General features: G+C 36.1%; 11 protein-coding genes. 4 read left to right on the top strand and 7 right to left on the bottom strand.

The features are described 5' to 3' along the window. Positions 1-4 precede the first annotated feature (4 nt). From FJ651_RS05735 to hemH, 5 genes are all read right to left on the bottom strand, one after another. Positions 5-1,468 carry a sensor histidine kinase gene (locus FJ651_RS05735; protein ID WP_246085312.1) on the bottom strand — a complete coding sequence of 488 codons (1,464 nt, stop codon included), beginning with the start codon at positions 1,466-1,468 and terminating at the stop codon, positions 5-7. Positions 1,469-1,520: 52 nt separating this feature from the next. After that, positions 1,521-2,066 (bottom strand): CopD family protein, encoded by a 546-nt coding sequence (locus tag FJ651_RS05730; RefSeq protein WP_140989502.1) that lies wholly within the window; start codon positions 2,064-2,066, stop codon positions 1,521-1,523. A gap of 4 nt (positions 2,067-2,070) precedes the next feature. Next, a complete protein-coding gene (locus tag FJ651_RS05725) occupies positions 2,071-5,160 on the bottom strand; it encodes a VPS10 domain-containing protein (protein ID WP_140989501.1) in 3,090 nt (1,029 codons plus the stop codon). Positions 5,161-5,390: 230 nt separating this feature from the next. Further along, complete coding sequence (locus FJ651_RS05720) at positions 5,391-6,743, bottom strand: MATE family efflux transporter (RefSeq protein ID WP_140989500.1); 1,353 nt, start codon at positions 6,741-6,743, stop codon at positions 5,391-5,393. Next, the gene (gene hemH / locus FJ651_RS05715) at positions 6,743-7,789 is read right to left on the bottom strand and encodes a ferrochelatase (RefSeq protein ID WP_140989499.1); all 1,047 of its coding nucleotides are present in this window, start codon (positions 7,787-7,789) and stop codon (positions 6,743-6,745) included. Before hemH ends, FJ651_RS05720 begins: the two co-directional genes overlap by 1 nt. A gap of 645 nt (positions 7,790-8,434) precedes the next feature. Here hemH and FJ651_RS15840 point away from each other — a divergent pair. Together FJ651_RS15840 and FJ651_RS05705 are read left to right on the top strand one after the other, a co-directional pair. Continuing rightward, complete coding sequence (locus FJ651_RS15840) at positions 8,435-8,998, top strand: 2Fe-2S iron-sulfur cluster-binding protein (RefSeq protein ID WP_317130879.1); 564 nt, start codon at positions 8,435-8,437, stop codon at positions 8,996-8,998. 26 nt (positions 8,999-9,024) lie between these two features. After that, a complete protein-coding gene (locus FJ651_RS05705; RefSeq protein WP_140989498.1) occupies positions 9,025-9,627 on the top strand; it encodes a hypothetical protein in 603 nt (200 codons plus the stop codon). A 259-nt stretch (positions 9,628-9,886) separates the two neighbouring features. Here FJ651_RS05705 and FJ651_RS05700 read toward each other — a convergent pair whose 3' ends face one another. Beyond that, positions 9,887-10,480: a hypothetical protein gene (locus FJ651_RS05700; protein ID WP_140989497.1), complete on the bottom strand. Its 594-nt coding sequence runs from the start codon at positions 10,478-10,480 to the stop codon at positions 9,887-9,889. Positions 10,481-10,489: 9 nt separating this feature from the next. Then, positions 10,490-11,374, bottom strand: coding sequence for a helix-turn-helix transcriptional regulator (locus FJ651_RS05695; RefSeq protein ID WP_140989496.1), 885 nt, complete (start codon positions 11,372-11,374; stop codon positions 10,490-10,492). Positions 11,375-11,587: 213 nt separating this feature from the next. Between FJ651_RS05695 and hemA the strand changes: the two genes are divergently transcribed. Further along, positions 11,588-12,838: a glutamyl-tRNA reductase gene (gene hemA / locus FJ651_RS05690; RefSeq protein ID WP_140989495.1), complete on the top strand. Its 1,251-nt coding sequence runs from the start codon at positions 11,588-11,590 to the stop codon at positions 12,836-12,838. After that, entirely contained in the window at positions 12,831-14,405 is a 1,575-nt protein-coding gene (hemC, locus tag FJ651_RS05685; protein ID WP_140989494.1) for a hydroxymethylbilane synthase, read from the top strand. Before hemA ends, hemC begins: the two co-directional genes overlap by 8 nt. Positions 14,406-14,427: the final 22 nt, after the last annotated feature.

Below are 14,427 nucleotides of genomic sequence, written 5' to 3'. Positions count from 1 at the left end.
ATTCTTATTTTTCTCTTGGTATTTTAACTTTAAAATGAGTGCCACTTCCAGGAACTGATGTAAATGAAATACTACCTTTATAATTTTCGATAATACTTTTTACCATGGCCAAACCTAAGCCCATTCCACTGGTTTTGGTGGTAAATTTAGGTTCGAAAATCTTTTCTCTATTGTCTTCAGAAATTCCTATTCCATTATCTGAAACCGAAATAATAGCGTAATTTTCATCTTTCGAAACATCTACAACAATACGTTTTTGTTCTTGTTTTTCAGGAATTGCCTGAATACTGTTTTTAACCAAATTGGTAACTACCCTAATAAGTTGGGTTCGATCGAATTTGGCTACAATTTTTTCTTCGTGACTAATAAATGTAATATAATCTTCGTTAAAAATGTCTAATGCCAATTTTGTAATGGCAACAACATTTAATGTTTCATTTTGCTGCGCCGGCATCTTTGCAAAAGTAGAGAATGCCGAGGCAATAGAGCTCATGGTATCGATTTGCTGAATGAGTGTATTTGAAAATTCGTTCACCTTTTTATCAATTTCAGGATCGTTAGGATTGAATTTTTGTTGAAAACTCTGGATGCTTAAACGCATGGGCGTTAAAGGATTTTTAATTTCGTGAGCTACCTGTTTTGCCATTTCTCTCCAGGCTTGTTCACGCTCACTGGTAGCCAATTTTACTGCACTTTCTTCTAACTCATCAATCATGCTATTATAAGAATTAATGAGCAATTCTATTTCTTTACTGGTATGTTTTACTTCAATCTTTTCATTGCGATGTTCTAAACGAGTTTTAGCGATTTTTTCACTAACAGTTTTTAAAGATTGCGTGATGTACCGCGAAATTAAGAACGCTATAAATACAGCTCCAAAAATCATAAAAGTGTAGGCATAGCCCAATCTCAACAAAAACTCATTGAGTTCTCGTTTTAAAAAATCGTCATTCTCTAAATATGGTAAATTTAAAATAGCAATGGGCTTAAACCTATTATCGGTGATATAACTGTGCGAAGATTGATAGGCAACTCTATTGGCAACATTTTTATTAACATAGCGGTGATTTGGTGAATTGGTTAGTAAATTTAAAACTTCGGCGTCTAAACACCTAACAATCGAATCCATGGCAAAAGCACCACGAGAACTAATGAGCAAATCGCCTTCCATGTCGTACAGATTAATTTGCATCCCATGGATCTCGGCTATTTCAAAGATTTTTTCTTTAAAGATTCTGGGGATGTTTTCGGTTGTGATTTCGTAGGTGGTTTGGCGATCTCGCAACACAAAATCAATGTGTTCTTTTATAGCTTGTTCTTTTCTCTCCAATCGCTCTCTGTGGTAGTCTTGCGCTTCTTCGTTGTATTGATAAATGGTTACCAATGCAATCAACACCGAAGCCAATAAAACCAAGGTAACCATTCCAATAAAAATCCTGACTCTAAGTGATATGTTTTTAAAATTCATTTTTAGAATTTAAACTCTGTTTTTGGCATTTTGCACCAAGTTTTATGCCAGTTTAAGCCTCAGGATTCTTTAATCTTATGTTTTTGTAAACTTTATATCCTAACATAATAAGTATTGCTAAAACTATTAGACCAAAGACACCAAAAACCCAATTGAGGGCATTTTTTAAAATTGCCAGAAAAATAACTGCAAACAAAATAAATGTGGCGCCTTCGTTCCACAACCTCATAAAAGACGATGTCTTTTTAAAAATGCCGTTTTGCAGCTGTTTAAAATATATATGAGTTTGGTAATGATACACAAACAGTAATAACACAAATAAGAGTTTTACATGCATCCATCCTTGTTGGAATAAATCTGGCCTTAGCACCAATAACCATACAGCAAAAATTGTTGCTAATACACCCGACGGCCAGGTAATAATATACCACAAGCGTTTGGCCATTAGTTTTAATTGTTCTCCTAATATTTCCTTTTCGGGCGAAGATTTGTGAAATGCTTCTATTTGATACACAAACAATCTGGGTATGTAAAATAAGCCCGCAAACCAGGTTATCACAAAAATGAGATGCAGTGCCTTTATGTAATTATAATACATTATGTTAATCTATAAATAAATAGTTTAGATTCTTATTATTAAATGCCTCATTAAATGCTTTAATCTCTTCCAACAGCAGTTGATTAAACTTATTCAGTTCTACATTAATCTTAGAGCTCAACTCATTTTTTACCACAATATCCTGATTGGTTGGGGCAAAATCGCCCATAGTTACCAATGCATTTAAATGCCCCAATTTGTTGGTTAGCCTAATAGGAAAGTTAAGCGGGTCTTGGTTACTCCTGTTTTTAGTTTGATATAACGCTTCTTCAATTTCGGTGAATTGTTTTTGTAATTCTTTAGCTTTCTCGACCAAATCTTTCACTGCTTCATCATCCTTGTATTGCTTTTGAAAGGCTGTTAATTGTGTATTAATATTTCTAATTTTCTTAATCGATTGATGGGCATTATCCATGGTTTTATTAACATCTTCGATAAAAGTAAACTGCGCTTTCATATCCTCCAGCGTACTTTCTGCTCTGGGATCGGCAAGAATAGTGAAAGGTTGTTCGATGGTTTTGTCATTCACTTTTAATTCTACTTTATAATCTCCTGGAATGGCTTTTGGTCCGTTTAAACTTGCCCACCATAAAATCATACCGGGTAAACGCTCGGCGCCGTCGTATTGCATGTCCCATACAAATAAATTTGAACCGCTTTTTATCTCCAATTTTTCGTTGTCTTTTCCTTTGGTGCTATAAGATTTAATAACTTTCCCATTAGCTTCTTTATAGGTTAAAACAACTTCATCTTTATCGTTTAAATCTTTTAAATAAAAATAGGTCATTACACCGGTTGGATGATTGGTGCCTTGAGTTAAACTACCTGATCTGCTGCCACCGCGCATTCTGTAGGTATCTTTTGGTTTTAGCAATAAATTTTCTGTTGATTTACTCTCCATTAATTGCTGTATCACCGATAAATCATCAATAATATGAAGGCCACGACCTTGTGTGGCAACAATTAAATTGTTGTCTTTTATGGTTAAATCTGTTATGGGAACTATGGGTAAATTAAGTTGAAATGATTTCCAGTTCTTTCCATCATCTAACGAAATATACATTCCGGTTTCGGTACCGGCATAAAGCAAACCCCGTTGGTTTTGATCTTCGCGCATCACTCTTGTGAAATGGTCGGCGTTGATTCCATTCGTAATTTTAGTCCAGGTTTTTCCGTAGTTACTGGTTTTGTAGATATATGGCGAAAAGTCGCCTAATTTATAGCGTGTGCCTACTACATAGCAAGTGCCTTCATCGTATTTGCTGGGTTCTATACTGTTAAACATCATCCATTGTGGCATTCCTTTAGGCGTGACGTTTTCCCAATTTTTACCGCCATCTTTGGTAATGTGCAACAAACCATCGTCGCTGCCAACCCAAAGAAGACCTTCTTTAAGCGGTGATTCTTCAGCTGCAAAAATGGTACAATAATATTCTACCGATGTGTTGTCTTTTGTAATGGGTCCGCCCGAAGATTTCATCTTTTCAGGATCGTTGGTGGTTAAATCGGGACTGATAATTTCCCACGATTGACCTTCGTTTTCACTTACGTGCACATGTTGCGAAAAGGTATATAACTTGTTAGGGCTATGTCTTGAAAATCTGATTGGAAAATTCCACTGAAATCTGTATTTCATGCCTTCGGCGCCATGACCCATTGGGTTATCTGGCCAAACATTCACAGCTCTAACGGTTCCAGTTTTGTGGTTCACTCTGGTTAGAAAACCGCCATAACTGCCGCCAAAAACCACATCGTTATCCAGCGGACTTACAGCAATGTGAGCCGATTCGCCGCCGGCAGTTTCTTCCCAATCGTCTTCACCAATACCATAACCATCAGTTCTATGAGGAATTCTCAAAGTAGAATTATCTTGTTGTGCTACATAAATTCTGTAAGGAAAATGATTATCGGTAGTAACGCGGTAAAACTGCGCTGTTGGCTGGTTGTAATACGTACTCCAGGTTTCACCACCATCATAAGTAACTTGGGCGCCACCATCATCGGCAATAATCATTCTGTTTGGGTCTTCGGGTGCAATCCATAAATCGTGGTGATCGCCATGTGGCGCATTATAACTATCGAAAGATTTGCCACCATCAGTACTCTTGTGATACGACACATTCAACACATAAACCACATCCACATCTTTAGTATCGGCATAAACTCTGGTGTAATACCAGGCGCGCTGACGCAAACTGCGGTCGCTGTTAACTAAGGTCCAGCTTTCACCACCGTCGTTACTGCGATATAAACCGCCTTTTTCTTTGTTCTCAACCATGGCATATAAACGCTGGTTGTTTACAGGAGAAACCGTAATGCCAATAATACCTAAAGTATCCGTTGGAAAACCTTTGTTTTTTGAAATTTCTTTCCAGGTTTCACCGCTGTCGGTACTTTTCCAAAGTGCTGAACCATCACCTCCAGAAATTAAACTGTATGGGGTACGTTGTACGTGCCAGGTTGAGGCGTAGATAATTCGCGGATTTGTTGGGTCTAAAATTAAATCGACCACACCGGCTTGTGGATGAGCAAACAATATCCTTTTCCAAGATTTTCCGCCATCGATACTCTTGTAAAGACCGCGATCTTCTGTGGGTTTATAGATATCTCCCATTACACCTGCATACACCATATCTGGGTTTTGCGGATGAATAGCAATACGTGGTATATGTCTTGATTTTTCAAGTCCGGACGGTTGCCAGGTTTTTCCGGCATCTACACTTTTCCACATGCCGTAACCGGAAGACACATTACCACGAACGGTTTTCTCACCACCGCCAACATAAATTACGTTGGGGTCGCTTTTAGCCACAGAAACCGCACCAATGCTGCCTCCAAAATAACCATCGGAAATACTTTCCCAGGTGCGACCGCCATTGGTGGTTTTAAAGACCCCACCACCGGTAGCGCCAAAATAAAACAAATTTGGCTGATTTGGAACACCGGTTACTGCGGCACTTCTACCGCCGCGGTGCGGACCAATAAAACGGTATTCTAAGGCGCCGTAAAGTTCGGGGTTAAGGTCTTGTGCAGATAAAGTTGGGGAAACAAAACAGCAAAGCAAAAATGCTAAAGAAAGCTTGAAAAATCTCATTATTCTAAATTTTAGTTAGTCGAGCTATAAAGTTAATGATTTCTAGTATTCTTGATTGATAATAATGCCACGAATGCACGAATTTTTATAGGTGGATTTTTGCGCTAAAACTAAACCATTATAATACAGGTTATTATATAAAGAAGCCTTCTGTTTGGTCATTAACAGGTATGAAACTAGTTAACTTCTAATTATCAGAAAGAAGTTATTAGCTACTTTGTAAATAATATTTAGTCAGAAGTAGTATTGAGTTTAAGCCTTACTTCTCTATTAATAAAATAAGCTGTAAGAATTGTGGATAGAAAATCGGCCAAGGCAAAAGAGATCCACACACCAAATTCACCGTAAAAATAGGGTAAGATCAGAACCAATGGTAAAAAGAAAAATCCTTGTCTGGATAAGGTAAGTAACAACGCGGGAATGGCCTTTCCAATAGCCTGAAAATAAGCAGAACCAATCAACTGTACAGATACAATAGGCACCGCTAAAAAGACCCATTTCATAGCATAAACCGTTTGGTCAATTACAGTGGCATCTTTGGTAAATACCGATACAATTTGCTCTGTAAAAACCATTAGAAATACAAAAATAACAATAGCCAATCCAGACGCATACAGAACCGATGTGTTGATGGTTTCTTTAACTCTAGAGTAACTTCTGGCGCCATAGTTAAAACCTGCAATGGGTAAAAATCCTTGGGTGATACCTAACACAGGAAAGAGTGCAAACATCATCACCCGCGAAATAATGCCAAAAACAGCCACACTGGATTCGCCACCAATGTCGAATAAAATGTTATTCATAAACAAATAAATAATACTCACCACCGCTTGTCTTGCCAGTGTTACACTACCAAGAGAAGCAATTTCTGAAGTGATTTTTTTACTGAGATTAAAATGACTTAGATTGATTTTAAGTTCGGAATTTTCAGACATAAAAAACCATAAAATATACCCAAAACACAACAGGTAAGATAAGGTGGTTGCCCAAGCGGCTCCTGCCATTCCGAAATCAAAAACGTAGATTAAAATATAATCCAGGATTAAGTTTCCAACCGAAGGAATAATCATAGCAATCATGGCGAATTTTGGTTTTCCTTCGGCTCTAATCACGTTGTTACCCATCATGCAAAGTGCCAAAAACGGTACGCCATAAAGTACAATGGTGTAATAAATTTTTGCCGGTTCGTAAATGGCGCCTTTGCCTCCAAATTTGGGTATAATGTCTTCAACAAACAACAATCCAAAAAAGACCAGAACAATGGTGAGCAGTAAAGTCAAACTTAGCTGATTGCCAAAAGACTTTAATGCTTTTTCTTTATCATTAGCACCAAGTGCCCGGGAAATAATAGAAGAACCACCAATACCAATAGCCATACCTAAAGCCGCAATAAAAAACGATACCGGCAATACTACGTTGATAGCCGCAATGGCAATAGAACCAATCCAGTTACCCACAAAAATGGTATCGACAATGATATTCAGCGACATTACCAAAATACCAATAGATGCCGGTACTGCTTGTTTGATCAGTAATTTACCTATTGGCTGGGTCCCTAAATCTTCGGCCGATACGCGCGCCATTAAGCAGTTACTAAATTGGCTTCAACCCAACTGTTAATCCATTTTGAAAGTAAATCTACCCAAGCCTGATCATCGTTTAAACAGGCAATGGTGGTGAAATTTTTACCGCCGACTTCATGAAAGATTTCTTCGCCTTCCATGGCAATTTCTTCAAGGGTTTCTAAACAATCGCTTACAAAAGCAGGCGTTACAATTGCCATATTTTGAATGCCACTTTTCCCTAACCTTTCAATAGTTCTGTCGGTATAAGGTTGTAACCATGGGTCGAATCCAAGTCTGGATTGAAAGGAAGTTGAATAGGTGCCTTCTTCTAATTTAAGATATTCACCTACCAATCTGGTGACTTCAAGACATTGATGTTTGTAGCAAAATTCATGTGCTTTCGACGGTGTTTTACAACAAACACCACCACCGGACAAGCTCGGATTACAGTGCGATTTAGTTATGTCGCTTTTTCGAATATGTCGCTCGGGCACACCGTGATAAGAGAATAATAAATGCTCATATTCTTTGCCTTCCAACTGCTTTTTAATCGACTCTGAAAGCACTTTTATATAATCGGGATTATTGTAAAATGGTTTTAAATCGGTGATTTTTAAATTGGGGAAATGTTCTTTCCTGATATCTTCAGCCAACACCAAAATGGTTTCGGTAGTTGCCATGGCGTATTGCGGGTATAAAGGAATAAGAAAAACTTCTTCAACACCTTTATCCACCAATTCCTGAAGACCTAACTTAATAGTCATACTACCATAACGCATGGCCAAAGCAACCGGCGCCTCAACTTGTTCTTGTATTTTATGCTGAAGTCTTTCAGACAATACAATAAGCGGTGAACCTTCTTCCCACCAAATTTTGCTATAAGCTTTAGCCGATGCTTTAGGTCTGGTATTTAAAACAATGCCTTTCACCAACAAAGTTCTGGCCCAAAGTGGTACGTCTATCACACGTTCGTCCATTAAAAATTCGCCCAAATATTTCTTAACGTCTTTGGGATTTGGGCTATCGGGTGAGCCCAGATTTACTAATAAAATTCCTTTTTTCATAATGTGCATGCGATCCCGATAGCTATCGGGAGGGATCTTTTAATTTAATTACGATTGTGATATTACAATTGTAATAAAATATGATTCATAATAATTTTTGATAACAAAGATACAATAGCCCAGTTGTTTTTACTTGTTAACATTGATAGTTTTTAACTATTTAAATATTGAGGTTGCTTAAACTTCAACCCATAATTAAGTACGCAAAAACCACTGTTTTTTTTTATCAATTTGAAAAATGTACTAGTAAAGTTCTTTTTTTAGTAATCGATAGTAAAAAATTTTGACAATATGTGTTAATGCATATGTTAAACTCCAACCTATTTTTTGTTTGGTGTTACGGTTTTTCCGCACTTAACTTTTCTTTAACAATTTTAACAGTTTAAAATTGGATTTTTCGTTTTTTTTTTTTTCTAATTTGGCAACAATCAAAGGGTTATAACCATTTAAAATAGATGTTGTGGTTTAACATTTTTGAGTAGTTGGCAACTGTGTTAACACTATCAGAGTGCAATTTTAAGACCATCCGACTTACGGAATTAAAGAAAATACGTAAATTGACTCATTACAGGTAAAGCATGAAAGCCAACAACGGTCGAAAACTAACCGCCCAAGACCCTAAAGGGCAGCAAATATTTTTAAGTAATGAGAAGTTTAAAATTAATTTTAATGGGGTGTTGTTTTCTTATTGTTCTATCATGTGATAACGAAGATTTAGTTGAAAACCAAGACTTGTCATTTGACGAAGTTGAGGTGTTGTTTAATATGAAACAACCGTTTTCAGAAAAATCAAAAACTTTGATACTTAACCACTATGGTTCTGTAAAAAATTATTATGAATTTGCATCGGATAGAATTACAATGCTAACGACAAATAAAGTAGACCATTTAAATTTTTCCAGAGTACCGAGTTATCAATTATCTATCTGGAATAGAGACCAGCAAGAGTGGTCTAGCCCTATGCAAAGATGTCCTTCTAACGTTTATATTTTAGACCATCTAGAGGATCAAGGTTATGATTTTCCTTATTCATGCAGATGTGGAGCTGATTCGACTGATGCAATGAAACTAAGAGGCGGAAGAGTAGATCAAAGCGATCAAACATTTCTAAATGACACTCAATTGGCAATGGGTTTCTTTTTGCCTAGTGTCTCTTATCCACTAGAAGATATTGTTGCTGACAGTCATATGGAAGAATTTCTGTATTAATTATGAAAAGGATTAAATTAATTACATTGACATCACTACTTTTGGTAGTGATGTCTTGCATTAGTCAAGAAAAAAAAAGGAAAAATGATGCATATAAAATTGAAAACCTGGATAAAAAACTTGACAGTTTAAATAATCTAGATTTATTCGAGAGGCATTATGACTTTTTGGATAAAAATTTCAAGATTGACATCGATAGCATAACATTCTCAATTATTAATACCAAAAGAATTAAAGCTGAATCCTATAAGGACTCATTGTACGTTATTCTAGATTCTCAAATAATAGATGATCATGCATTTAATTTGGTCTTTAACAGAGTACTTTTTAAATGGCGAAATTTGGGCTTCTATATATGGCAGAACGCTGAACAAGCAGAAGTCACAGGAAATAACTTTGGATTTAAACACCCATATAGATTTTATAAATTTCTAAAAAATGATAGTATTGTAACAAAAGAGAAACTTATTCTATTAATGAATTTAAAAGCTAAAGTAGAGGAGCATTCAAAACAAAAATTAGAGATAATTGACAATTTATCTCTTTTAGAATTTGCTTTTAAAATTAATCCGGATCGATTAAAGTTTAATAAGGAGTATTTGGAAAAACGTAGTGCTCAAAAGCAGTAAAAATCAATTATTTTTATGACCTTTAATAATTCCTTTATATGTGTTTACAAGTGATTTTAAAATTTTTGACATATAAATACGAATACTGATTAGTCAAGCTCTTTACAATAACTTATATCAATGTGTATTTTATAATCTTTTCTCAATTTTCTTTAAGGCCAAGACAGTTTACCATGGGTATAACCTACTCTCTTTTAACCAACACGAAAAATTCGCCCAGATTTACTAATAAAATTCCTTTTTTCATTTTATGCAATTCTTATTTTTTTAAAACTGAAATAACCTCTGCAGGAATGATGTTTTTTGCTAATTGACCCATAGCGTTATCATCGTTTATAAATTTCCAACCATCAAATTTTGGAGAACTAACCGCATACATATAGCTGTTTGAATTTACGGTAACCGAAGACTCATCGTAATTTAAAACAATACTATCTTTTCCAAACTGAGATTCAAGAACAGACTTCATTGAATTCAGCATCGACTTATTTTCTTCAGCTGAAATGCCATCGTCCGAAGGAAATAACATCTTAAAACTACTGTCGTAATTAATTCGTGCGTATTTGTTGTCTTTATGTCTAACCGTTTCAGATATATCAAAAATTTTAGCCGATAAATATTCAATAATCATGTTTGGATTATTGAACATTTGTTCCATACTCATCTTTAACTGATTTCGGTTGACCATTTCAAAAACGTCGGGTAACATGGCGTCTAACATTTTGTCAATGTCTTTGTTTTTAACCGCGTTCATATAGGTTTGAGCAGTTGCTTGAATAACCTGCTGATCTGTTTGAGCAAATATAGCTGCTGATAAGAACGCTGTAACAAGCAGTAATTTTAACTTTTTCATTTAATAGCATTAAGAGGATTGAATATATTTTTTGGGTGTTACACCATATTTCTTTTTAAAGGCCGAAATAAAATGACTGGCTGTACTATAACCAACTTTTAAGCCCACTTCGTTCACGTTGTAAGTTCCTGATTCAAGAAATTTTCTGGCTTCTTCCAATTTGTAATCTAATAAAAAACTAAAAACCGAATCTCCGTAGATTTGTTTAAATCCTTCCTTTAATTTTTTTAGACTTAGGCCAACCTCATCGGCGATTTCCTGAAGTGTTGGCGGCTCTGCCATTCGGGCAATCACAATTTCTTTAGCTTGTTTAATTTTGCTAACATTGGCTTCATCAACCAAAAATGGGCATTGCTCTACGTTGGCATCTTCACTTCTGTTAAAGTATAAACTCAACAACTCAAAGGTCTTTCCTTTAAAATACAAGTCGCGTACAGAAGTATTTAAATTGTAATTTAAAATTTGGTTAAGCACAATAAACATCGAAGGTGTAATGATGCGGTCTTTGTAATATTTTTTGTGAATGTTCTCTTCGCTTAAAAAGCTTATCGATTCAGCTTCATTAGAAAATAATGTATGTAGTTTTTTGATGCTGATTAAAATAGAAACGACCGCACTGTTGGCACTTGTTTGAAGGTGAATTGGTAAATCGCGCTCCGGATTATAAAGCAACAACGCATTTTCTTCTTTTAAACCAAAGGTATAATTGCCTTCGTTAAAGAGAAACGCACAATCTCCTTTTACCGCAAAGTGAAATTGTATGAAATTTCTATTGGTAATATGTTTAATTTCTGCGGGTTGACCCAAACTTTCTTTAAAGCTGTAAAGCCATATACCTTCATCTATCTTCACCTCTAAAAAAGAACCTTTAGCGATATTTTTTGTAGTTATCAAATTTATAAATTTATTAGTTTTATTTAGAATCAATCTAAACAGATTGACTTGAAAGTATCAATTTCACTGCAAAAGTATGATATTTATCAGTTTTAAATGTGAATTTTAAGCAAAAAACCTCGAGCGTTACAAAAAGTTCTTTGAGCGTTATTTTTAAAAATACTTCACCCGTAATTTTGGCCCGTTACTTTCAATAGTCAGGTAAACGAGCGAATGCAACAACATAAGAACACACATTTTTATGCTTTAGGACTAAGTTATCGTAAAGCAGATGCCGAAATACGCGGCATGTTTAGCCTATGCGAATCGTCTAAGAAGCAACTTTTAAAAGACGCTATTGCTTCAGGCGTTGAGAGTTTGGTGGTGGTTTCTACCTGTAACCGTACCGAATTATACGGTTTTGCCGAGCATCCTTATCAGCTTATCAAGTTGTTGTGCGCCAATTCAAAAGGCGATGTTGAAACCTTCGAAAAGTTCGCATACATATACAAAGAAAGAGAAGCCATTGCTCATATGTTTAAAGTTGGCTCGGGTCTCGACAGTCAGATTTTAGGCGATTTTGAAATTATCAGTCAGTTAAAATCAGGCGCAAGATTATCAAAATCGGCCGGGCTATTAAACGCCTTCACTGAAAGATTGGTGAACAGTGTGATTCAAGCCAGTAAGCGTATTAAAACCGAAACTGAGTTATCTTCAGGCGCTACTTCGGTTTCTTTTGCATCGGTTCAATTCATTATTAACAACGTCAATAATATTTCCGAAAAGAATATTTTATTATTTGGCACCGGAAAAATTGGTCGAAATACTTGCGAAAATTTAGTGAAACATACCAAAAATTCGCACATCACCATCATTAATCGAACTAAAAGAAAAGCCGAAGAAATTGCTGGTAAATTTAATGTGGTTGTTAAAGACTATTCGCAGTTAACCCACGAAGTTAGTCAGGCTGATATTTTAATTGTTGCAACAGGCGCTCAAAGGCCAACCATTGACAAGTCTTTACTAACACCACACAAGCCGTTGCTTATTTTAGATCTATCTATCCCAAAAAATGTGCATCAAAATGTGGCCGACTTGAAACACATTCAGTTGATACATTTAGACGACTTAGCAAAAATTACTGATGAAACTCTGGAAAGACGTAAAGCCTTTATCCCAATAGCTCAAGGTATTATTGAAGAAATACAGTCGGAGTTTTTATCTTGGTTAGAGGCCCGAAAATTAGCCCCAACACTTCAGGCTATTAAACACAAATTACTCGATTTAAAAAATACTGAGTTAGACAATCAGCGTAAAAAATTTACCGATTTTAACGAAGCGCAAGCCGAATTGATCAGCAACAACCTCATCCAAAAAATTACCAATCACTTTGCGCATCACTTAAAAGCAGATTTAGATGCTTCAGATGAAAGTATTGAGCTAATCAAAAAAATCTTTCAGATAGAAAATACCCAAAATGCCTAAAATTATCAGAATTGGCACCCGCGACAGCCAATTGGCGATGTGGCAAGCCAAAACCGTTCAACAACAGTTAGAGCACCTTGGCTACGAAACGGTTATTTTACCCGTAAAATCTACCGGCGATTTGGTACTTAACAAGCCGCTTTACGAAATGGGTATTACCGGTATTTTTACAAAAACCTTAGACGTGGCTATGCTTAACGGCGATATTGATATAGCCGTTCATTCTTTAAAAGACGTACCAACCACCTTGCCAAAAGGCATTGTTCAAGGGGCAGTTTTAAAGCGTGGCAATACCAGAGACATGCTGGTTTTTAAAAACAATGAAGAATTTCTATCGGAAAAAGAAGCCATTATTGCAACAGGAAGTTTGCGCCGTCGTGCGCAATGGCTTAACCGTTATCCTACTCATAAAGTAGTTGATTTAAGAGGAAACGTTAACTTAAGACTTCAAAAACTAGACGATAACCAAGATTGGAATGCTGCTGTTTTTGCCGCAGCAGGTTTGGGTAGATTGGGAATTAAACCCGAAAATTCCTTCAATCTGGACTGGATGATTCCTGCGCCGGCGCAAGGTGCTGTAATGGTAGCAGCCCTAGAGGCCGACGAGACAACCAAAGCCATTTTAGCTGAAATAAACGACGAACATACCCAAATCTGCACCAAAATAGAACGCGACTTTTTGCGCATACTTGAAGGCGGTTGTTCGGCCCCAATTGGAGCTATTGCCTTTGTAAAAGACGACGAAATTCTATTTAAAGGCGTGTTATTGAGTCTTGACGGTTCCAAGCGTATAGACGTAACCCGCACCGAAAAAATTGGCAGTCATTACAACATGGCTGAATTTTGTGCCAATTATATTATAGAGCGCGGTGGCAAACGTTTAATGGACGAAATTAAAAAACACGATAAGGACATTGATGTATACGCCACCAAATCTTTATCTGAATTACAGTTGCAACAATTTAGCAACCACTTAAAGATAAAATGCGACGACGCTATTAAAATAAGTTTTAACCGTTTGTCCCCTTTAGTATTAAAATCTACATTGAAAAATGTGGTGATTACAAGTCAAAATGCCGTTGAATCCATTTTAAACAGCGTTCCTGCCCAAGAGCTCAACTTTAAAAATATTTATTGCGTAGGCAGAAGAACCAAAAAACTAATCGAACAAAAAATTGGCCCGGTTAAATACTCAGCCAATAACGCAAAAGCCCTGGCCGATTATATGGTTGAATATTTGGAGGGCACCGAAGTCACCTATTTTTGCAGTAACATTAGATTAGATGAATTACCACAAATTTTAACCGAAAATAACATTAAGGTTAATGAAATAGAAGCTTACCAGACCAAACTAGATGCTGCCAAAATACCTAATGCTGTTAAAGGCATCATGTTTTTTAGCCCTTCTACGGTTGAAAGTTTTATTAAGCAAAATAAACCTGCCGGCACGGCCTTTTGTATAGGTGAAACCACAGCAAAAGAAGCTAAAAAATACTTTACGGAAGTGAAAATTGCCAAAATACCAAGTGTTGAAAGCGTTATTGAATTGGTCAATCAACATCTTTAATTTTAATCCGTCTTTTACTAAA

The sequence above is a fragment of the Paucihalobacter ruber genome (genome assembly GCF_006494535.1).
Taxonomy (GTDB): Bacteria; Bacteroidota; Bacteroidia; order Flavobacteriales; family Flavobacteriaceae; genus Paucihalobacter; species Paucihalobacter ruber.
This window is presented reverse-complemented; position numbering and strand designations above follow the sequence as displayed.

Excerpts from the sequence above, each read along its gene's own strand:
- FJ651_RS05730 (WP_140989502.1), bottom strand. The coding sequence starts at position 2,066 with ATGTATTATAATTACATAAAGGCACTGCATCTCATTTTTGTGATAACC.
- hemH (WP_140989499.1), bottom strand. The coding sequence starts at position 7,789 with ATGAAAAAAGGAATTTTATTAGTAAATCTGGGCTCACCCGATAGCCCA.
- FJ651_RS05735 (WP_246085312.1), bottom strand. The coding sequence starts at position 1,468 with ATGAATTTTAAAAACATATCACTTAGAGTCAGGATTTTTATTGGAATG.
- hemC (WP_140989494.1), top strand. The coding sequence starts at position 12,831 with ATGCCTAAAATTATCAGAATTGGCACCCGCGACAGCCAATTGGCGATG.
- FJ651_RS05700 (WP_140989497.1), bottom strand. The coding sequence starts at position 10,480 with ATGAAAAAGTTAAAATTACTGCTTGTTACAGCGTTCTTATCAGCAGCT.
- hemA (WP_140989495.1), top strand. The coding sequence starts at position 11,588 with ATGCAACAACATAAGAACACACATTTTTATGCTTTAGGACTAAGTTAT.
- FJ651_RS05725 (WP_140989501.1), bottom strand. The coding sequence starts at position 5,160 with ATGAGATTTTTCAAGCTTTCTTTAGCATTTTTGCTTTGCTGTTTTGTT.
- FJ651_RS15840 (WP_317130879.1), top strand. The coding sequence starts at position 8,435 with ATGAGAAGTTTAAAATTAATTTTAATGGGGTGTTGTTTTCTTATTGTT.
- FJ651_RS05720 (WP_140989500.1), bottom strand. The coding sequence starts at position 6,743 with ATGGCGCGCGTATCGGCCGAAGATTTAGGGACCCAGCCAATAGGTAAA.